An 18,840-nucleotide genomic window follows, 5' to 3' on the forward strand; every position below is an offset into this window, starting at 1 on the left:
GTGGGTTAGGAAGCCTTCCGTGCAGAGGCGAGGGCGCCTTCGACGTCGGCCAGAAGTTCCTTCCAGCTGGCGACGAACTTGTCCAGGCCCTCGGATTCGAGGATTGCGACGACGTCGTTGTAGGAGATGCCCAGGCCCTCCAGTGCGTTGAGGACGCCGTTTGCTTCCTCGTAGGTACCGGAGACGGTGTCACCCGTAACCACGCCGTGGTCGAACGTGGCGTCGAGGGTCTTTTCGGGCATGGTGTTGACCACGCCGGCGGCGACCAGTTCGGTCACGTACAGGGTGTCCGGGTAGGCCGGGTCCTTGACGCCGGTGGAGGCCCACAACGGACGCTGCGGCAGCGCGCTGGCTTCGGCCAGGACTGCCCAACGCTCGGTGGAGAACAGCTCTTCGTAGACCTGGTAGGCGAGGCGGGCGTTCGCAACGCCTGCCTTGCCCTTGAGGGCCTTGGCTTCGTCGGTGCCCAGGGCATTGAGGCGCTTGTCGATCTCGGAGTCCACGCGGGAGACGAAGAAGGACGCCACGGAGTGGATCTTGGAGAGATCGTGGCCGTTTTCCTTGGCCAGCTCCAGGCCGGACTGGAAGGCGTTGATGACGGCGCGGTAGCGCTCCAGGGAGAAGATCAGGGTCACGTTGACACTGATGCCCTCGGCCAGGGTTGCCGTGATGGCCGCGAGGCCTTCAAGGGTTGCCGGGATCTTGATGTGGACGTTGTCCTTGTTGACCTTCTTGTACAGGTGCTTGGCCTCGGCGATGGTGCCCTCGGTGTCCCAAGCAAGGCGGGGGTCCACCTCGATGGAGACGCGGCCATCAACACCCTTGCTCGCTGCGGCGACCGGAGCGAAGAGGTCGCAAGCGTCTGCGACGTCGCGGGTGGTGATTTCAAAGACGGTCTCTTCAACCGTGGCGCCCTTGGCGGCCTCCTCGGCAATCACGGCGTCGTAGTCGCTGCCTGAAGTGATGGCGGCGTGGAAGATGGACGGATTGGTGGTCACACCAACCACATTCTTCTCGTCGATGAGCTTCTGCAGGCTGCCGCTGGACAGGCGTTCCCGGGAAAGGTCATCAAGCCAGATGGACACACCGGCGTCGGAGAGCTGCTGGGTGGGAGTCGTAGTCATTTTCTTTTATCTCCTTGAAAATCTATTCGTTGCAGTCGAATTCGTCTCAGGCGCGTTTTCAGCTACCGAGACCCGCGAGGGAGTCCTTGGCGGCGGCGGCGACTGCTTCTGCCGTGATGCCGAACTCCTTGAAGAGGCGCTTGTAGTCTGCCGAGGCGCCGAAGTGCTCGAGGCTGATGGAACGGCCGGCGTCGCCGACGAATTCCTTCCAGCCCAGTGCCAGGCCAGCTTCGACGGAGACGCGGGCCTTGACGGCGGCCGGAAGCACGGACTCGCGGTACGCGGCGTCCTGCTTGTTGAACCACTCGACGCACGGCATGGAGACAACGCGGGTGGCGATGCCCTCGGCCTGGAGCGCTTCGCGGGCGTTCACGGCGAGCTGGACTTCGGAACCGGTGCCGATCAGGATGACCTCGGCCGGGACCGTGGCGCTGTCCTTCGAAGCCTCAGCCAAAACGTAGCCGCCCTTCGCGACGCCTGCGGTGGAGCCGAAGGTGTCACCCTCAGCAACGCCTTCGCCGCGTGCGTAAGTCGGGATGTTCTGGCGGGTCAGCACGATGCCTGCAGGGTTCTCGTGGTTCTCGAGCATGGTCTTCCATGCTGCGGCAACCTCGTTGGCGTCGCCGGGGCGGACAACGTCCAGGCCCGGGATCGCACGCAGGGTGGACAGCTGCTCCACCGGCTGGTGGGTGGGGCCGTCTTCGCCCAGGCCGATGGAGTCGTGGGTCCACACGTACAGCGACGGAACACCCATGAGGGCGCCGAGGCGGATGGCGGGGCGTTGGTAGTCACTGAAGATCAGGAACGTACCGGAGAATGCCCGGGTCCGGCCGTGCAGCGAAATGCCGTTCACGATCGACGCGGCGGCGTGCTCGCGGATACCGAAGTGCAATACCCGGCCGTACGGGTTTCCCTTCCATGCGCCGGTTGAGCGCGAGGCCGGAATGAACGACGGCGAACCCTCGATGGTGGTGTTGTTGGACTCGGCGAGGTCGGCCGAACCGCCCCACAGTTCCGGAAGGACCGGGCCGATGGCGTTCAGGACCTTGCCGGAAGCTGCGCGGGTGGAGACTTCCTTGCCTGCTTCGAACACCGGCAGCGCGGCGTCGAGCTCAACAGGAAGCTTCTTGGCCTCGATGCGCTCAAGCAGTGCAGCGTTCTCCGGGTTGGCGGCCTGCCACGCCTCGAAGGATCCCTGCCATTCGCTGCGCTCGGCTGCGCCGCGTTCGACGACGGCCCGGGCGTGTGCCAGAACGTCCTCGTCAACCTGGAAGGAACGCTCGGGGTCGAAGCCCAGGACTTCCTTCAGGGCTGCGACTTCCTCGGCGCCGAGGGCGGAACCATGGATCTTGCCCGTGTTCTGCTTCTTGGGCGCCGGGTAGCCGATGATGGTGCGCAGCGAGATGATGGACGGCTTTGACGTCTCGGCCTTGGCGGCGAGCAAGGCGCCGTAGAGCTCCTGGACGTCTTCGACGTATTCGCCGGTCTTGGTCCAGTCCACGCGCTGGGTGTGCCAGCCGTAGGCCTCATAGCGCTTAAGCACGTCTTCGGTGAACGCGACATCGGTGTCGTCTTCGATGGAGATGTGGTTCTCGTCGTAGATCACCACGAGGTTGCCCAGTTCCTGGTGGCCGGCCAGGGAAGATGCCTCCGAGGTGACGCCTTCCTGGAGGTCGCCGTCGGACGCTATGACCCAGATGGTGTGGTCGAACGGGCTCTCGCCGGCGGGGGCGTCGGCGTCGAACAGGCCACGCATCCGGCGCTGGGAGTAAGCGAAACCAACCGACGACGCGAGTCCCTGGCCCAGCGGGCCGGTGGTGATCTCGACGCCGGCAGTGTGCTTGTATTCCGGGTGGCCGGGGGTCAGTGATCCCCAAGTACGCAGGGCCTCGAGGTCCTTCAGCTCCAGGCCGTAGCCGGAAAGGAACAACTGGATGTACAGGGTCAGCGATGTGTGCCCGGGGGACAGGACGAAACGGTCGCGGCCGATCCAGTCCGGGTGCTTCGGGTCGTGGCGCATCAGCTTCTGGAAGAGAAGGTAGGCGGCCGGTGCAAGGCTCATGGCCGTGCCGGGGTGACCGTTGCCGACCTTCTCGACGGCGTCAGCGGCCAAAACGCGGACGGTGTCCACGGCGCGCTGGTCCAGGCTTGTCCAAGTCAGTTCTTGCTCTTCCAAATGTGGCACGTAAACCGAGCCCCTCTCTGTGCTGACGGCTGGTGACGGCACGTGGCAAGCCTCGGGCACAGGATGGCGCCCGCTGCGAAGTGTCTACCAGCCGTTCACCATTGAAACGTTGATCTATCATCCAGACATGCAAACCTGAGAATACGCTTTCTCAGAAACCTGCGTGAGCTGATCTGCAGACAGCTTAGCCCGGTTCCGGGCCCCAAATGGTGGGAATCTCAAAAAATGGACGCAAATTCCGTTTTATGAATCACCGCGACGTCAAAGTGCCGGTGAACTTTCGGAAACAAAGGAAAGTTCCGGGTGCCGTGGCGTCGGACAGGCCACGGTATGATATCTGGAGGCCACCAGCGGCGAGTGCGCCTTTCATCCAAAGCGGGGTCCAAAGCACGCATTGAATCCACGCTTTGCCTTGCGCCCCGGTTTTCGAGGTGCCCGGATGGACTGGCGCCGCCGCTGCGAGAACACCAGAGCAAAGAACAGAGTGACTGCCAACGTGAGCACAACAGATACGCCCCTCAACGTTTCCCCGGCTGCGGGGAAACGTGGAATGTCCCGTAAGTTCAAGGCGTATCTGGCACTGACCAAACCCCGCGTGATCGAGTTGCTGCTGGTCAGCACCCTGCCCACCATGATCTTCGCCGAGCGCGGTTTCCCCTCCATCGGGTTGATTCTCGCCACTCTGGTGGGTGGCGCGTTCGCGGCCGGCAGCGCCGGGGTCTTCAACTGTTACATCGACCGCGACATCGACAAGTTGATGCACCGCACCGAAAAGCGGCCCCTCGTGACGGGCGAAGTCACTCCACGCGAAGCGCTCGTCTTCGCGTGGATCCTTGGGGCTGCCTCGATCGCCATCCTGTGGTTCGGGGCCAACCCGCTTTCGGCATGGCTTGGCCTTGGTGCGATTGTTTTCTACGTTGTCATCTATACGATGATCCTCAAGCGCCGGACGGCGCAGAACATCGTGTGGGGCGGAGCTGCAGGGTGCTTCCCGGTGCTTATCGCCTGGGCCGCGGTGACGAACACTGTTGAGTGGCCCGCCGTCGTGCTCTTCATGGTGATCTTCCTGTGGACTCCGCCGCACTACTGGCCGCTGTCCATGCGCTACGGCGAGGACTACCGCAACGCCAACGTTCCCATGCTGGGCGCCATCGCCGGCGCCAAGGTGGTGTCCGTCCAGGTGGTTCTCTACGCGTGGGCCATGGTTGCGTGTTCGCTGCTTTTGGTGCCGGTTGGCCGCGCAGGCTGGGTGTACACCATCGCCGCCATCCTCGCGGGCGCCTGGTTCCTGTATGAATCCCATGCCCTTTACAATCGGGCCCAGGGTGGCGACGTCTCGAACAAGGGAGCCATGAAGGTCTTCCACGGCTCCATCAGCTACCTGACCCTGCTCTTCATTGCCCTCGCCGTGGACCCGTTCATCGGTTCCCCGATCATCGGCGGCTGACGCCCCCGGCCCCCCGGTCGCCGTCGTCGACGGACGCTCGCTGACGTATGTGCGCCCGTGCCCAAACGCCCGCTCACCTTTAAGGGCAAAAGCCCGAAACCCTCCTGCACCTTTTGCGGCAAAAGAAAGACCTTCCTTCACATCAGAGGTGAAGGAAGGTCTTCCTTTTGGCTAAGCTGCGAGGCGACCAACCGCCCGGGGTTAGCCCCTCGGGCTGAACCGGGCCACATCCGTCGCGTTCGTGGCGGCGCTCATGAGCAGGGCGGCACCCAACATGTGGGCGCCTACCAGGAGGGTGGGGGTTCCGTTGTAGTACTGGGTAAAGCCGATGACCGCCTGCAGGACCGTCACGGCGAGCAGCAGCAGCGCCGCTGTGCGGAACAGGCCGGTGATTCCCTTGCGCAGGACGAAGTAGACGGCGAAGACGGCCCCTGCCGTGATGAGGTACGCCGGCACTGCGTGGATGTGCGAGAAGAGGTCCCAGTCGAGATCGTTGCGCGGTGCGTTGGCGTCGCCGGCGTGGGGGCCGGCGCCAGTGACTACGACGCCCAGGCACACGGCAACTGCCGAGAAGAACGCGACGGCGGTCATGACGGGGCTCATTGCGCCCGGAATCGGTGCCAACGGCCGGTTCATGAAGCGGCCGGTCCGGCCATATGCGCGGTTGACCAGGAGCGTGGAGAAGACCACCAGGGCCATGGAAACCAGGAAATGCAGTCCGACCACCCAGGGGTTCAGATTGGACAGCACGGTGATGCCGCCGATGATGGCCTGTGCCGGAATGCTGGCGAGCAGCCCCAAAGCAAGCAGGAAAAGGTCGCGACGTTCCTTGCGAAGGTTCCACAAGTACACCAGCATCAGGACGGCGACGGCCGCCAGAGCGAACGTCAGCATGCGGTTGCCGAATTCGATGAAGCCGTGGATGCCCATCTCCGGTGTATTCACAAGGGAACCGTTGGTACAGCGCGGCCATGTCGGGCAGCCGAGCCCTGAGGATGTCAGCCGGACCGCGCCGCCGGTGACCACCAGGACTACCTGGCCGATCAAGGACAACATCGCCAGCCTTCGGATGGTGCGATTGACTTCGGTGGGCAGTTTGGCGGCCAACTGCTGGATGGACTTCGGGAGGCGGGAAGCCGTGCTCACAGATTTCTCAATTCTCGGATCTCAATTCACGCTGACGGTTCGGTTCGGCAACGCCTAGTTCCACTTGAACCATCGGATCGCGGCCGCGCCGGGAAGAACCGTCCACAACAACAGCACAAGGACGTAGGGCAACGAAACATCGCCATGCAGGAAAGCGTCCCTGAGCGACTGCCCCAAGGCGCCCGAGGGCAGGAAGTGCACGATGTTCTGGGCCAGAACCGGCAGGCGCTCCGCGGGAACCACGATTCCCCCGAGGGCGCCCAACAGAATCCAGAGCAAGTTCGTAATGGCGAGCGTTGCCTCCGGCCGCACGGTGCCGGCAACCAGGAGTCCGAGTGCTGTGAACGCGGCGGCTCCGAGGACCAGCAGGCCCAGCCCGGGAAGCCATCCTTCTGGACGTGGCTGCCAACCGAGCAACGCGGCCACGGCGCCGATCACCAGGACCTGGAGGACCAGAACAGCCAGCACAGCGAGGATCTTCCCGGCAATGAGGCCCGTCCGGCCCAGGGGGGTGGTAGAGAGGAAGCGGAGCACGCCGTAGCGGCGGTCGAAGCCGGTGGCAATGCCCTGGCCGGTGAATGCCGTGGACATGGCACACAGTGCGAGAACCCCTGGGGTCGCGATGTCCACCCGATTGGCGCCCAAGCCATCGAGCAGCGGTGTGACGGTGAGTCCCACCAAGGCCAGCAAGGGCATGATCACCGCGAGGATCAGCTGTTCGCCGTTCCGGATCATGGTCAAGGTTTCATAGCGGCCTTGGAGCAGGATCCTGCGCATCAAGGGGGCCGGTCCTGCGTGGGGTGTGTTGCGCACAGAGGTTGCGCTGGTCATCGGATGTCCCTTCCGGAAATGTCCAGGAAAACGTCTTCCAAACTGCGCGCCTCCAAGCGAAGGGACGCTGGCATGATGCCCTTTTCCGCCCACCAGGCCGTGAGTTTCGCCAGGTGTTCCGGAGTCAGCGTTCCGGCGATCGCGTAACTTCCCGCCCTGCTTTCCGTGATGGTCAGTTCGTCACCGATGGCCGCGGCAATGTCGAGACCGGCGGGAGCATCAAAGAAAAGTGTGCGTTCGGTGACCCCGTCCATGGCTTCGTGGCCGTGGCTTAGCAAGTCGGCGACGGTGCCCTCCGCAACGTTGCGTCCGGCGTCGATGATGTACACGTAGTCCGCGAGCCTCTGGGCGTCGTCCATGAGGTGTGTGGTGAGGATGATCCCCATGCCCCCATCCCGCAGTTCGGCGATGAGTTCAAACACGATTTGGCGGGACTGCGGATCCAGTCCCGCGCTGGGCTCGTCGAGGAACAGGACTTCGGGATTGCCGATCAGGGCCGCTGCGAGAGACAGCCGTTGCTTCTGTCCTCCGGACAACCGGCGGACGCCGGTTCGGCTGAAGGTGTCGATGCCCAGCCGTTCTATGAGGCCGTCCACGGGAAGGGGGCTTTGGTACATGCCGGCGATGTGCCGGAGCAAGGGGATGGGGCGGGCCGACGGCGGCAGGCCCCCGTCCTGCAGCATCACGCCCACGCGCGAACGAAGGTTCGCTCCGGCGGTGTCCGGGTCCTCGCCAAGCAGATCGATGCGGCCGCCGGTACGCTTTTGAAGGCCTTGCGCGCATTCGAGGGTGGTTGTTTTGCCCGCGCCATTGGCGCCCAGCAACGCAGTGATCTGGCCGCGTTCTGCAAACATTGACAGTCCGCTGACCACCCGGAGCATCTTGCCGTCAAGGGAAGCCAGCGGGCCGACGTCCTTGATGAGTCCATCGATGGTGAGGACAGGGGATTCGGGGGATCGCACCAGAGTATTCTACGTGAAGTAGTAGGGGTGCCGCGGGCGGGGTCTCGCAGGCCAGCCTTGCCTTACTGGATGCATGGACTAAATTACGACATGATTGTGTTGTGTATTCCATGAGGAGTTCTGTTTCTGTGCCCGCAATGCGACACAGCACAGTCATGCCCATGCCCGGCGACACCGCCGCAGGTGTGGCTGACGCGGAAGACCGCACCAGAGACCGTGTTCTCAACGCAGTGTTGGAGCACGGCCCCGTCAGCGCGGCCGAACTCGGCGACATGTTGGGCTTCACCCCCGCGGCTGTCCGCCGGCACCTGGACCACCTTCAGCGCGCCGGGGTCATCGAGGTGAAACGCGTCGCGAAGGCAGGGGCTGGCGCGGGCCGTCCGGCCCGTCGCTATGTCCTCAGCTCCCAGGGCCAGTCGAAGCTCGGAGATGACTACCTTAATATTGCCAGTTCCGCGCTGCGGCGCTTGCGGGACCTTGCGGGCGAACAAGCTGTCAGGGACTACGCGGTAGAGCGCTTTGCCGAGATGGAACAGCGTTACGCTCCCGAAGTTGAGCGCGCAGGATCCGATATCGCAGCGCGTGCTTTGGCGCTGTCCAAGGCGCTAAGCCGGGACGGCTACGTTGCATCGGCTGCCTCGGTTGAGACCAAGGCACCCCTGCCGGCATCTCTCTCCAGTGTCCAGTTGTGCCAGGGACACTGCCCCATCCAGCAACTCGCCGCCGAATTTCCCGTTTTTTGCGACACGGAGACCGAACTATTTTCCCGTTTGGTCGGCGTCGATGTCCGCAGGCTCTCCACCCTCGCGCAGGGCGGACACGTCTGCACAACCCACATTCCTACCGGCAGGCCAGCCGCTAAAGAGGCCCTCGGGTTTCCCAAGCTGCGGGCCACGCCCCATGTCGAATCCAACAATCAGTAAGAAAGGCCGTGATGACGGGTCAATTAGCTGAAGGAACAGCAGAGAAAGCGCTAGCTGACGGTGCTGTGATCTCGGAGATTCTGGAGAAGAATCCCGAGCTGCACGGTATTGGTAACTACGAGTACGGATGGGCTGACAAGAACGACGTCGGCGCCAACGCACGCCGTGGTCTCAACGAAGAGGTAGTCCGCGACATTTCGGCAAAGAAGAGCGAGCCGCAATGGATGCTGGACCTGCGCCTGAAGGGCTTGAAGTACTTCGACCGCAAGCCCATGCCCACATGGGGTGCGGACCTCTCGGGCATCGACTTCGACAACATCAAGTACTTCGTGCGCTCCACGGAGAAGCAGGCTGCCACGTGGGAAGACCTCCCCGAGGACATCCGCAACACCTACGAGAAGCTGGGTATCCCGGAAGCTGAGCGCAGCCGCCTCGTGTCCGGCGTGGCCGCACAGTACGAGTCCGAGGTGGTGTACCACCAGATCCGTGAGGACCTGGAGCAGCAGGGCGTCATCTTCCTTGACACCGACACCGCGCTTCGCGAGCACCCGGAGATCTTCCAGGAGTACTTCGGCACCATCATTCCCGTGGGCGACAACAAGTTCGCTTCGCTGAACACGGCCGTGTGGTCCGGCGGTTCCTTCGTGTACGTCCCCAAGGGCGTCCACGTGGACATTCCGCTGCAGGCCTACTTCCGCATCAACACGGAAAACATGGGCCAGTTCGAGCGCACCCTGATCATTGCGGACGAGGACTCCTACGTCCACTACATCGAAGGCTGCACCGCTCCGATCTACACTTCGGACTCGCTGCACTCGGCCGTGGTGGAAATCATTGTGAAGAAGGGCGCCCGCGTCCGTTACACGACCATCCAGAACTGGTCCACCAACGTGTACAACCTGGTCACCAAGCGCGCCATCTGCGAAGAAGGCGCCACCATGGAATGGATCGATGGCAACATCGGCTCCAAGGTGACCATGAAGTACCCGGCTGTCTACCTGGTTGGCGAGCACGCCAAGGGTGAGACCCTGTCCATCGCCTTCGCCGGCGAGGGCCAGCACCAGGACACCGGCTCCAAGATGGTCCACATCGCGCCGAACACCAAGAGTTCCATCATCTCCAAGTCCGTGGCCCGCGGCGGCGGTCGTGCAGCATACCGCGGCCTGGTCCAAGTCCGCGAAGGTGCCAAGCACTCCGCCAACACCGTGCGTTGCGATGCCTTGTTGGTTGACACTATTTCCCGTTCCGACACCTATCCCTACATCGACATCCGTGAGGATGACGTGGTGATGGGTCACGAGGCCACCGTTTCCCGAGTCAGTGAGGAGCAGCTCTTCTATCTGATGTCACGCGGTATGCCCGAGGACGAGGCCATGGCCATGATCGTGCGCGGCTTCATTGAGCCGATTGCCCGCGAGTTGCCCATGGAATACGCCCTTGAACTCAACCGCCTGATTGAACTGCAGATGGAAGGATCCGTCGGTTAGCAATGACTGAAATCACTACTGAAAAGGCTCGCATCGGCGCGCCATCGGCACACCCATTTATCAACGGCTTCACCGAGGAGGGCGAGAACCTCTCGCCGGTCAACACTGGAACCAACACCTCCACGACGTCGGAACAGGCGCCTTCGGCCGGTCCGCTTGCCGGAGCCTCGGCCAAGAGCCACTCCCACGGTGGCGGCGTCGGTGTCCCGGACAGTTCGCGCGCAGGTCGACTGACCTCGTACAAGCTGGCTGACTTCAAGCCCCTCACCGGCCTGGAAGAAGACTGGCGCTTCACCCCGCTCAAGCGGCTTCGCGGTCTTCACAACGAGGTCCTGTCCGGTTCGGCACCGTCTGTGGCTGTTACGGCCCCGGACGGCGTCGTCGTCGAAACCGTGGGCCGGGAAGACCGCCGCATCGGTTTGGCGGCCATCCCGGAGGACCGCGTGTCCGCCAACGCTTGGGAGAACTTCACGGAGGCCACCGTTATCACGGTGCCCGCCGAGCTCCAGCTCGACGGCGAAGTGTCCGTCCTGCTTACCGGCACCTCCACTGAAGCTTCCGCCCAGCACATCGTGATCGTGGCTGAGCGCTTCTCCAAGGCCCGGATCGTCCTGGACCACCAGGGCAGCGCGATCGTTTCGGAAAACGTCGAAATCCTGGTCGAAGACGGTGCCGACCTGACCGTGATCTCGCTCCAGGAATGGAACGACGACGCCGTTCACGCATCTTCGCAGCAGGCCAAGCTGGGCCGCGACGCCAAGTTCAAGCACATCGTAGTCAGCCTCGGTGGCGACCTCGTGCGCTTGACTCCGTCCACCCGCTTCACGGCGCCCGGCGCGGAAGCCGAGATGTTCGGCCTGTACTTCGCCGACGCCGGCCAGCACCTTGAGCAGCGCTTGTTTGTTGACCACGCCGTGGCCAACTGCAAGTCCAACGTCCTGTACAAGGGCGCGCTGCAGGGCCGCAATGCACACACCGTGTGGGTTGGTGACGTCCTGATCCGCAAGGAAGCTGAGGGCACCGACACCTACGAGGCCAACCGCAACCTGGTCCTCACGGACGGTGCACGCGCGGACTCCGTGCCGAACCTCGAAATTGAAACCGGCCTGATCGAGGGTGCCGGCCACGCCAGCGCCACCGGCCGTTTCGATGACGAGCACTTGTTCTACCTCATGGCACGCGGCATCCCGGAAGACGTCGCCCGCCGTTTGGTGGTCCGTGGCTTCCTCAATGAGATCATCCAGCAGATCAAGGTGCCGGCACTCGAAGAGCGCCTGACCGAAGCTGTCGAGCGTGAGCTCGCCGCGAGCGACAACTAATACAAGCCAAGCAGGGAAAACAGATTATGAGCGATCAGCCACAAGGCGAACTGGTATGCAACGCCAATGAGATCCAGGTCAAGCAGGCGCTGCGCATCCTGATCGATGACTACCCTGTGGCCATCGTCAAGGACTCGATGGGCGAGATCCACGCCATCGGCGACACCTGCTCGCATGCGGACATTTCGCTGGCCGAGGGAGAAATCGAAGGCTGTGCGATCGAATGCTGGGGCCACGGCTCCCAGTTCGATCTCCGCACCGGGCAGCCCTTGCAGCTCCCTGCCTATGACCCCGTCCCCGTCTTCGCCGTCACCCTCGACGGTGACGATGTCTACGTGGACGTGACCAACGTTGTGAACGGCGCTTCAGTACAGAACTACTGAGCGCCAAGTGCCTAAAGACTTACGAAAGAAAGAAGAGCATGTCTACTCTTGAGATCAAGGACCTGCACGTCAGCATCGAGACGGAGCAGGGCACCAAAGAGATTCTGAAGGGCGTCAGCCTGACCATCAAGACCGGCGAGACCCACGCAATCATGGGCCCCAACGGTTCGGGCAAGTCCACCCTGGCGTCCACCATTGCCGGCCACCCGCGCTACAACGTCACGAGGGGCACCATCACGCTCGACGGCGAAGACGTCCTGGCCATGAGCGTTGACCAGCGCGCCCGTGCGGGCGTCTTCCTGGCCATGCAGTACCCCGTAGAGGTTCCGGGTGTCACCATGACCAACTTCCTGCGCACCGCCAAAACGGCAATCGATGGCGTAGCACCTGCCCTCCGCACCTGGACCAAGGACGTCAAGGCAGCCATGCAGCTGCTGCGCATCGACGCCGACTTCGCACAGCGCAACGTCAACGAAGGCTTCTCCGGCGGCGAGAAGAAGCGCGTGGAGATCCTCCAGCTCGAACTCTTCAAGCCGAAGTTCGCCGTGCTTGACGAGACCGACTCCGGGCTCGACGTCGACGCGCTCAAGGTCGTCTCCGAGGGCGTCAACCGCGCCCACGCCACGGGCAACATGGGTACCTTGCTCATCACCCACTACACCCGCATCCTGCGCTACATCAAGCCGGACTTCGTCCACGTGTTTGTTGATGGCCAGGTTGTCGAAGAGGGCGGCCCCGAATTGGCCGACCGCCTCGAAGAAGAAGGCTACGACCGTTACGCCACGGGCGCCGGCGCAGCCACCATTGCTGCTGCCGCAGCAGCACAGGCCTAGTTAGGACTCCCGCCATGACCGAAATCAACGCGGCTCGCACCAGCCTCGAGGACGTCGAGGAGGCGCTCAAGGATGTCATTGACCCGGAACTCGGTGTCAACGTGGTGGACCTTGGGCTGCTCTACGGTCTGAAGTACTCGGAGGAGGACGGCGCGCTGCTCATCGACATGACGTTGACCACCGCAGCTTGTCCGCTGACGGATGTCCTTGAAGAGCAGGTTGGCCAGTCTCTCGACGGCATCGTGGACGACTGGCGCCTCAACTGGGTATGGATGCCGCCATGGGGTCCCGAGCGGATCACCGACGACGGCAAAGACCAGATGCGGGCCCTCGGCTTCAACATCTAGGTCCCACCGCCTTGGAGTACGACGACGGCCGGTCACCTTCCCTGGAAGGTGACCGGCCGTCGTCGTACCCTCGTCGAGTGCGCTTAAGGCTGGGCCACGCCGAAACTTGTGGCGTCACAGAAAGCCGCGAACCCGCGCCAGAGGCTAAAATTCGATGATGCCTTTTCTGGACAAACTTCAGCTCTGGGCCGATGAACGCCCTGACGACGCCGCCGTCGTCGTGGGCGGCAAACGGCTCAACTGGGCAGACCTTCGAGACGCCGCTACCTTGCGTCTGGAAGAGACTGCCGAGACGACGATACTCGCCGAGCCCAATTCCCTGGACTTCGTGGTGGCCTACGCGGCCGCCGTGGCGGGCGGACGGTGCTGCGCCGTGCTCGACCCTCTCTGGCCGCAGACCATGATCGATGAGGTCGCCCAGGGGATTGGACAAGCCGGGCCCGCCCAAGCGTCGGCTATCGGCCGGGAGCTTGCCGACGGCGACGAGCTGGCCGACGGCCATCCCGACACCACATTCCTGGTCGGCCTGACCTCTGGAACCACGTCCGTCCCCAAAGCCTTCACTCGTTCACGGCGCTCGTGGCAGGTCTCGTTCGAGGCCTCCATCGAATTTTTCGGCCTGACTCCCGAGGACAAAACGCTGGCCCCCGGTCCGCTGGCCGCGAGCTTGAACCTCTATGCCCTGTCCGAGTGCCTCTATGCCGGGGCGGCCTTCCATACCCTGGAGACCTTCGACGTCGGCGACGCTCACGCAGCCATCAGCCACGACGGCATTACCCGCCTGGTCTTGGCGCCCACCATGCTGCGCCTCTTGAGCGAGCGCGGGCTGGCTGGAGGAGTGGACGCGTCGGGGGTGCGGAGCATCATCTGCGCGGGCTCGAAGCTCGACGCCCGCACGTTGGAGGCCGCCAGGCGGTGGGCGCCGAATGCGGCAATCTTCGAGTATTACGGAGCTTCGGAACTCAGTTTCGTTTCCGGAACGCGCCTTTCTGCAGGGGAGCTCCTTGACCCGGGGGGCACCGGCATCGGCGGGCCGTTTCCCGGCGTCGAACTCAAGATCATGGATGACGACGGCGCGGAGCAGCCCGAAGGGACCGACGGCAACATCTGTGTCCGCAGTGGGATGGTGAGCAACGGATACCTGTGGGGCGACGACGGGCAGGCGCTGCGCTGCTTTGACGGTTGGTACACGGTGGGGGACCAGGGCTACATGGATGCCGGAGTCCTGCATATCCTTGGCCGTCGATCGGACATGATCATCACGTCAGGGAAGAACGTCTATCCCCACGAGGTGGAGCTTGCCCTGGCATCGGTCCCCGGAGTTTCTGCCGCCGTCGCTGCGGGAATGGTCGACGACATTCGTGGCCAGCGGGTCGTGGCAGGAATCCTCCCCGCCTACGGCTCGGTGACGGCTACGCAGGTGAGGACGGGGCTGGATGGTTTGCTCGCCCGGGATAAGCGGCCCCTGCAGTACTTCACCTTGTCCGAATTGCCCGTGACGGACCGCGGAAAAGTCAGCCGGCAGATTCTGCTGGACTGGATTAAGACAACGATCCCCGGGCGAAACCCCTTGCTTAGCCGCGGGCCGGGCACGGGCCTGGATCCCTCCCGCCAGCCCGTGATCATTGCCGCCCTGCGGACGCCGGTCTGCCGTGCCCACGGACAACTGAAGTCGCTCCGGGCCGAGGATCTCCTGGCTCCGGTCCTGCGTTCGTTGCTGACATCCACCGGGGTTTCCGCCTCGGATGTCAGCGACGTCGTGATCGGCAATGCGGTAGGCGGTGGCGGCAACCTGGCCCGCTACGCCGCCCTGCAAGCGGGACTCCCGGTGGAGGTTCCCGGCCTGACCGTGGACAGGCAGTGTGGTTCCGGGCTCGATGCCATCGCCTTGGCGTCGAGGCTGGTGGCCGCCGGCGGCAACGGAGTCTATTTGGCCGGGGGAGTGGAGAGCATCAGCACTGCACCACTGCGTGCCAGGCGGAATCCAGACCCCGACGGCGAACCGGACTTCTACACGCGCGCCACTTTTGTGCCGCCCGGGTTCGGGGACCCGGATATGGGCGTGGCTGCGGAGAACGTGGCACGGAAGTGTGGCATCAGCCGCCAACGACAGGACGATTTCGCGTTGCGCAGCCATCAGCGCGCCGTCGCCGCCAGCGTAGCCGGCGCGTTCGTCCCGGAAATTGTTCCCTTGGAAGCAGGGGGTGCCGTGGTCCAAGCCGACGACGGTCCCCGGGCATCGCTGAGGCCCGGACTCATGGCGCGCTTTCCGGCCGCGTTCGTGCCGGGCGGCACTGTAACAGCCGGAAACTCGTGCTTCGACGCTGACGCGGCCTCCGCCGTCGTGATCACTTCACTGCAGCGGGCCCGGCAATTTGGCGCCGCCGACGGCCTGCTCGTGCTGGGGTGCGATACCGCAGGGGTGGATCCGGAACTGCTGGGTATCGGCGCTTCGGTGGCGGCCAAACGATTGCTGGCTGGGCTTGAGATTGAGCCGAAGAAACTCGACCTAGTGGAATTCAACGAGGCATTTGCCTCGCAGGCCCTCGCTTGCCTTGACGCGCTGGGTGTGGACCCGGAGCGGGCGAACCTCGACGGCGGGGCCCTGGCGCTGGGGCACGGCTATGGTGCGTCGGGGGCGGTTTTGGTCACGCGAATTCTGGCGCAAGCCCGCCGGATTGCCGAAGAGCAGCCAGGCCGGGAGAGCCTGGCGCTGGCGATGATCAGCATCGCAGGTGGAATGGGTACGGCGGCGATGTTCCGGTACGCCCTTCTGCAGGGAGCCTAGTCCTCCGCGTCGCCCAGGCCGCGCGCCGCCAGGGCATCGCCGGTCTGCCGCGCATAAGCCACGGTGGTGATGAACACCGGAAGGACCAGGGCGCGGGGATTGCGTTCCAGCCCCCGCGCGCGGGCCGAGTCGCGGACATCGGAGAATGCGCCGGCGATGAACGGAAGGCTGCGCAGCATGATGGCTATGGTCAGCGCAAAGCGCTCCGGGTCTGCCCCGAAACGCTTGAACGGCTTGGACAGTGCCACTACTCCGTCCAGCAATGCCTGCACCGGAGTCGTGGCCGTGAGGACGGACGAGGCGACCACGCAGACGAGCACATTGAGGACGATCCGCGCAGCGACAGGGCCGCCCAACTGCCACCATTGGAACGCGCCGATAACAAGAAGGATGGGCGTCACCAGCCACACGGAATGCACGAGGCGTTTGAACCCTGCACCGCTCAAGAGGAAGAACCCGCACATCACGGCCAGGACCACCGCCGAGACGAGCCAGTCGACAATCAGGAACGATGCCAAGCCGCAGCCCGCTACCAGCAGGAACTTCAGCCACAAGGGCGTGCGGTGGACGATCGAGTCACCCCGCACATAGTTGGGGATCAGGATCCCGCAGCCCGTCACGTCGTCCGCACCTTGCCGTTGAGGGATTCGGGTTCCGCTGGCGCGACCGCCTCGGCGCACAGCGCACGGTAGTGTTCGACGGCGTCGGCTGCTCCGCCGTCGAACACTATCCGTCCGCCGTCCACCACCAGGGCGCGCTCCGCTTCCAGCGCGAGGTCGAGATCATGGGTGGACATGATGATTTGCTGCTCGAGGCCCGCAAGCGTGCGCCGGAGCAACTCCCGATTGCGGAGGTCCAACAGCGTTGATGGCTCATCGAGAACCAGGACAGCAGGATTCACCGCGAGGACGGCGGCGAGGGCGAGCAATTGGCGTTCTCCACCGGAGAGTTCGTAGATGCTCTGATCGGCGAGATTCAGGAGGCCGAACCGGTCCAGGACAGCTTCGGCCCGGGCCGCACGCTCCTTGGAGTTCTTGATCGAACGCCGCAATGACAATTCAACATCTTCCCGGCCCGTCGGCATGACAAGCTGCGACAAAGGATCGGTGAAGACGAAACCCACTTGGCTGCGGACGTGGCGAACGTCTCCCACGCTGTCCGCGCCGTTGACGGCGACGGCACCTTCGCTCGGAGCCACCAAACCGTTGAGCAAGCGCAGCAAAGTGGATTTTCCCGAGCCATTGGCGCCAATGACAGCGATCCTCTGCTCGGTAAGTTCCAACGAGACGTCCTGCAGCAAGGTCTTGGGCGTGGGGCTGCCATCGACGGCAACACGCACGGAGACTTCGCTCAGAATGATGGTGTTCATGTACCGATTGTTCCCGCTCTATTTGACGCGGCGGACCAGGATGTCCGGGAATGCCTTGTGGAGGGCGACGGCGATGATCGCGGCAAGGATGTTCTTGATGGTGTCGCCGGGGTAGTAGGGCAGATCGGCCAGGAATGCCTTGGCGAAGTCGAACTTGCCATTGACCATGAAGCCAAGCACGCCGAGGCCGTGGATGAGGATAATGGTGCTGACCATGGCCGCTGCGAACAGGAGCACTGCACGGTACTTGACGGTCTTGCGAATCACTCGAGCCGCGAGCCAGCCGGCAGCAGCGGCAGCCAGCGGGAAGGCGATGATGTAACCGGCTGATGGTGTGGCCAAGATGCCAAGTCCGCTACGGCCTCCGCTGAAGATCGGCAGTCCAGCGAAACCCAGCAGGGTATAGAGCCCGACGGCGGCAAAGGCCCGGCCGCTGCCGAGCACGAGGCCGGTCAGCAACACGGCAAGCGTCTGCAGAGTGATCGGGACACCCAGGGCGCCGACCGGGATGCCAGGAATCATGGTGGACGCGGCCACCAAGGCCGCGAATACCGCGATGAGGCCGATGTCAGTAGACGTCCAGCGGGTACGGGGGGAGGTTCGTCGCGTAGCCGCGGTTTCGGTGCTGCTCATGGTGTGTCCTGTCTAATGCCTGGGGCCGAATGAATCCCCTGAAACCGACACTACAGAGCAGCCGGATACGGCATTTTGTAGGGTGTCCACGAGCAGCGCTGCAAGGCCTTGGGGCCAAGGTACAAAGGATGGCGCTGTTTGCGGCCTGAGCCGCTCTTGGCTAAGCCTCGACGTCCTCTTCCGTTGGGGTGAAGCCCGCGCGGTCCACCTTGCGGTGGTAATGCATGCCGGCCAGTCCGCCCACTACCGCAGCGACGAGGGTCACTGCTGCCACCACTACGGCGGCGATGATCCCGGTTGCGCTCAACTGTCCCTCATTCAGGGGAATCCTCGGGAAGCTGTTCACGTTGGCGAGGATATTGAACCGCTGTCCGGCGACCATGCCCAGCAATGCGACGAGGACGGCCACAATAATTGCCCAAAGCCAGACCATGAACCCCTGTCTGACGCCGTTGAACCGGGCCATTCGTCCGGCAACGTAGCCGCCACAATAATAGGAAACGAACAGGATCACCAAGAGCGAGATGATCCCTGCGATCCCTACAGGCTGAGATGCCCCTAGATTCACCGCATCACTGACGTTTGCGTTGTTTGCAAGTCCAACAGCAATCCCCGCCGCTGCGAGAAGGGCCACCAGTAGCACGGCCATCCCGGTTGCAGTCAGCCAGCCGAAGAAGGCGGAGCCAATCTTGATTCCGCCGAAGCGTTCTTTCTCGCGGGCAATAACGGTCTCACGGGTGGCTGCACGTGGGTCCGAAGCGGCGGGAACAACTGGATAGCTGCTCGTGTCGTCAACGTAGCCAGGGTTGTTTCCACGTACATCGTCAACGGCGTCACGCCGTGGTTCGACGGCGTCCGGGATTCCATCCTGGCCGCGGTTGCCTCGGACGTGCTTGCCGTCGGATCCTGTTGCACTGCTCATCGGGGGCCTCCCTCGCAATCGTCCAACCGGACTCATCTTCGGAGCCCCGCAATGCCGGCGCTCCCTACTGGGTCCTACCTTCACCTAACCACGCGCCAAAAATAGTAGCAAGGGTACTTACTATTCAGGGGTCATGACCGG

At 63.5% G+C, this 18,840-nt stretch carries 17 protein-coding genes and 1 pseudogene; 9 read left to right on the plus strand and 9 right to left on the minus strand.

Annotated features, from left to right (window positions below):
• Positions 1-5: 5 nt before the first annotated feature.
• Both tal and tkt read right to left on the minus strand, forming a co-directional pair.
• Entirely contained in the window at positions 6-1,124 is a 1,119-nt protein-coding gene (gene tal, locus OW521_RS21495; protein WP_268021512.1) for a transaldolase, read from the minus strand.
• Positions 1,125-1,182: 58 nt separating this feature from the next.
• A complete protein-coding gene (gene tkt / locus OW521_RS21500; RefSeq protein WP_268026042.1) occupies positions 1,183-3,300 on the minus strand; it encodes a transketolase in 2,118 nt (705 codons plus the stop codon).
• Between the two features lie 493 nt (positions 3,301-3,793).
• Here tkt and OW521_RS21505 point away from each other — a divergent pair, with 493 nt between their 5' ends.
• The gene (locus tag OW521_RS21505; protein ID WP_268021513.1) at positions 3,794-4,756 is read left to right on the plus strand and encodes a heme o synthase; all 963 of its coding nucleotides are present in this window, start codon (positions 3,794-3,796) and stop codon (positions 4,754-4,756) included.
• A 201-nt stretch (positions 4,757-4,957) separates the two neighbouring features.
• Here OW521_RS21505 and OW521_RS21510 read toward each other — a convergent pair whose 3' ends face one another.
• Genes OW521_RS21510 through OW521_RS21520 form a run of 3 tightly spaced genes read right to left on the minus strand, consistent with a single transcriptional unit; the run spans position 4,958 to position 7,695 of the window.
• Positions 4,958-5,902, minus strand: a complete 945-nt coding sequence (locus OW521_RS21510; RefSeq protein ID WP_268021514.1) for a COX15/CtaA family protein — start codon at positions 5,900-5,902, stop codon at positions 4,958-4,960.
• Positions 5,903-5,956: 54 nt separating this feature from the next.
• Positions 5,957-6,733, minus strand: coding sequence for an ABC transporter permease (locus OW521_RS21515; protein WP_268021515.1), 777 nt, complete (start codon positions 6,731-6,733; stop codon positions 5,957-5,959).
• Entirely contained in the window at positions 6,730-7,695 is a 966-nt protein-coding gene (locus OW521_RS21520) for an ABC transporter ATP-binding protein (RefSeq protein WP_268021516.1), read from the minus strand. Before OW521_RS21520 ends, OW521_RS21515 begins: the two co-directional genes overlap by 4 nt.
• Before the next feature lie 137 nt (positions 7,696-7,832).
• Between OW521_RS21520 and OW521_RS21525 the strand changes: the two genes are divergently transcribed.
• The 8 genes and pseudogenes from OW521_RS21525 (at position 7,833) to OW521_RS21560 (ending at position 15,775) form a co-directional block, all read left to right on the plus strand.
• Positions 7,833-8,618, plus strand: a complete 786-nt coding sequence (locus OW521_RS21525) for a helix-turn-helix transcriptional regulator (protein ID WP_268026044.1) — start codon at positions 7,833-7,835, stop codon at positions 8,616-8,618.
• An 11-nt stretch (positions 8,619-8,629) separates the two neighbouring features.
• A complete protein-coding gene (sufB, locus tag OW521_RS21530) occupies positions 8,630-10,105 on the plus strand; it encodes a Fe-S cluster assembly protein SufB (RefSeq protein WP_265977544.1) in 1,476 nt (491 codons plus the stop codon).
• Between the two features lie 2 nt (positions 10,106-10,107).
• Complete coding sequence (gene sufD, locus OW521_RS21535; protein WP_268021517.1) at positions 10,108-11,424, plus strand: Fe-S cluster assembly protein SufD; 1,317 nt, start codon at positions 10,108-10,110, stop codon at positions 11,422-11,424.
• Positions 11,425-11,450: 26 nt separating this feature from the next.
• Positions 11,451-11,807, plus strand: a complete 357-nt coding sequence (locus tag OW521_RS21540) for a non-heme iron oxygenase ferredoxin subunit (RefSeq protein ID WP_059389267.1) — start codon at positions 11,451-11,453, stop codon at positions 11,805-11,807.
• Between the two features lie 38 nt (positions 11,808-11,845).
• The gene (gene sufC / locus OW521_RS21545; RefSeq protein WP_265977540.1) at positions 11,846-12,640 is read left to right on the plus strand and encodes a Fe-S cluster assembly ATPase SufC; all 795 of its coding nucleotides are present in this window, start codon (positions 11,846-11,848) and stop codon (positions 12,638-12,640) included.
• A gap of 14 nt (positions 12,641-12,654) precedes the next feature.
• Positions 12,655-12,987 (plus strand): metal-sulfur cluster assembly factor, encoded by a 333-nt coding sequence (locus tag OW521_RS21550; protein WP_059389266.1) that lies wholly within the window; start codon positions 12,655-12,657, stop codon positions 12,985-12,987.
• A gap of 157 nt (positions 12,988-13,144) precedes the next feature.
• A pseudogene (locus tag OW521_RS21555) lies at positions 13,145-14,565 on the plus strand (class I adenylate-forming enzyme family protein).
• Positions 14,558-15,775 (plus strand): thiolase family protein, encoded by a 1,218-nt coding sequence (locus tag OW521_RS21560; RefSeq protein WP_442781185.1) that lies wholly within the window; start codon positions 14,558-14,560, stop codon positions 15,773-15,775. The pseudogene OW521_RS21555 and the gene OW521_RS21560 overlap by 8 nt, the downstream one beginning before the upstream one ends.
• Here OW521_RS21560 and OW521_RS21565 read toward each other — a convergent pair.
• From OW521_RS21565 to OW521_RS21580, 4 genes are all read right to left on the minus strand, one after another.
• Positions 15,772-16,395, minus strand: coding sequence for an energy-coupling factor transporter transmembrane component T family protein (locus OW521_RS21565; RefSeq protein ID WP_268021518.1), 624 nt, complete (start codon positions 16,393-16,395; stop codon positions 15,772-15,774). The two genes, OW521_RS21560 and OW521_RS21565, sit on opposite strands and share 4 nt — an antisense overlap.
• Positions 16,392-17,144 carry an energy-coupling factor ABC transporter ATP-binding protein gene (locus OW521_RS21570; RefSeq protein WP_268021519.1) on the minus strand — a complete coding sequence of 251 codons (753 nt, stop codon included), beginning with the start codon at positions 17,142-17,144 and terminating at the stop codon, positions 16,392-16,394. Before OW521_RS21570 ends, OW521_RS21565 begins: the two co-directional genes overlap by 4 nt.
• An 18-nt stretch (positions 17,145-17,162) precedes the next feature.
• A complete protein-coding gene (locus OW521_RS21575) occupies positions 17,163-17,777 on the minus strand; it encodes a biotin transporter BioY (protein ID WP_268021520.1) in 615 nt (204 codons plus the stop codon).
• Between the two features lie 160 nt (positions 17,778-17,937).
• Positions 17,938-18,699: a hypothetical protein gene (locus tag OW521_RS21580; RefSeq protein WP_268021521.1), complete on the minus strand. Its 762-nt coding sequence runs from the start codon at positions 18,697-18,699 to the stop codon at positions 17,938-17,940.
• Between the last annotated feature and the right edge of the window lie 141 nt (positions 18,700-18,840).

It is taken from the genome of Arthrobacter sp. MMS18-M83 (genome assembly GCF_026683955.1).
Taxonomy (GTDB): Bacteria; Actinomycetota; Actinomycetes; order Actinomycetales; family Micrococcaceae; genus Arthrobacter.

Excerpts from the sequence above, each read along its gene's own strand:
- tal (WP_268021512.1), bottom strand. The coding sequence starts at position 1,124 with ATGACTACGACTCCCACCCAGCAGCTCTCCGACGCCGGTGTGTCCATC.
- OW521_RS21515 (WP_268021515.1), bottom strand. The coding sequence starts at position 6,733 with ATGACCAGCGCAACCTCTGTGCGCAACACACCCCACGCAGGACCGGCC.
- OW521_RS21525 (WP_268026044.1), top strand. The coding sequence starts at position 7,833 with ATGCGACACAGCACAGTCATGCCCATGCCCGGCGACACCGCCGCAGGT.
- sufB (WP_265977544.1), top strand. The coding sequence starts at position 8,630 with ATGACGGGTCAATTAGCTGAAGGAACAGCAGAGAAAGCGCTAGCTGAC.
- sufD (WP_268021517.1), top strand. The coding sequence starts at position 10,108 with ATGACTGAAATCACTACTGAAAAGGCTCGCATCGGCGCGCCATCGGCA.
- OW521_RS21540 (WP_059389267.1), top strand. The coding sequence starts at position 11,451 with ATGAGCGATCAGCCACAAGGCGAACTGGTATGCAACGCCAATGAGATC.
- sufC (WP_265977540.1), top strand. The coding sequence starts at position 11,846 with ATGTCTACTCTTGAGATCAAGGACCTGCACGTCAGCATCGAGACGGAG.
- OW521_RS21550 (WP_059389266.1), top strand. The coding sequence starts at position 12,655 with ATGACCGAAATCAACGCGGCTCGCACCAGCCTCGAGGACGTCGAGGAG.
- OW521_RS21570 (WP_268021519.1), bottom strand. The coding sequence starts at position 17,144 with ATGAACACCATCATTCTGAGCGAAGTCTCCGTGCGTGTTGCCGTCGAT.
- OW521_RS21575 (WP_268021520.1), bottom strand. The coding sequence starts at position 17,777 with ATGAGCAGCACCGAAACCGCGGCTACGCGACGAACCTCCCCCCGTACC.
- OW521_RS21580 (WP_268021521.1), bottom strand. The coding sequence starts at position 18,699 with ATGAGCAGTGCAACAGGATCCGACGGCAAGCACGTCCGAGGCAACCGC.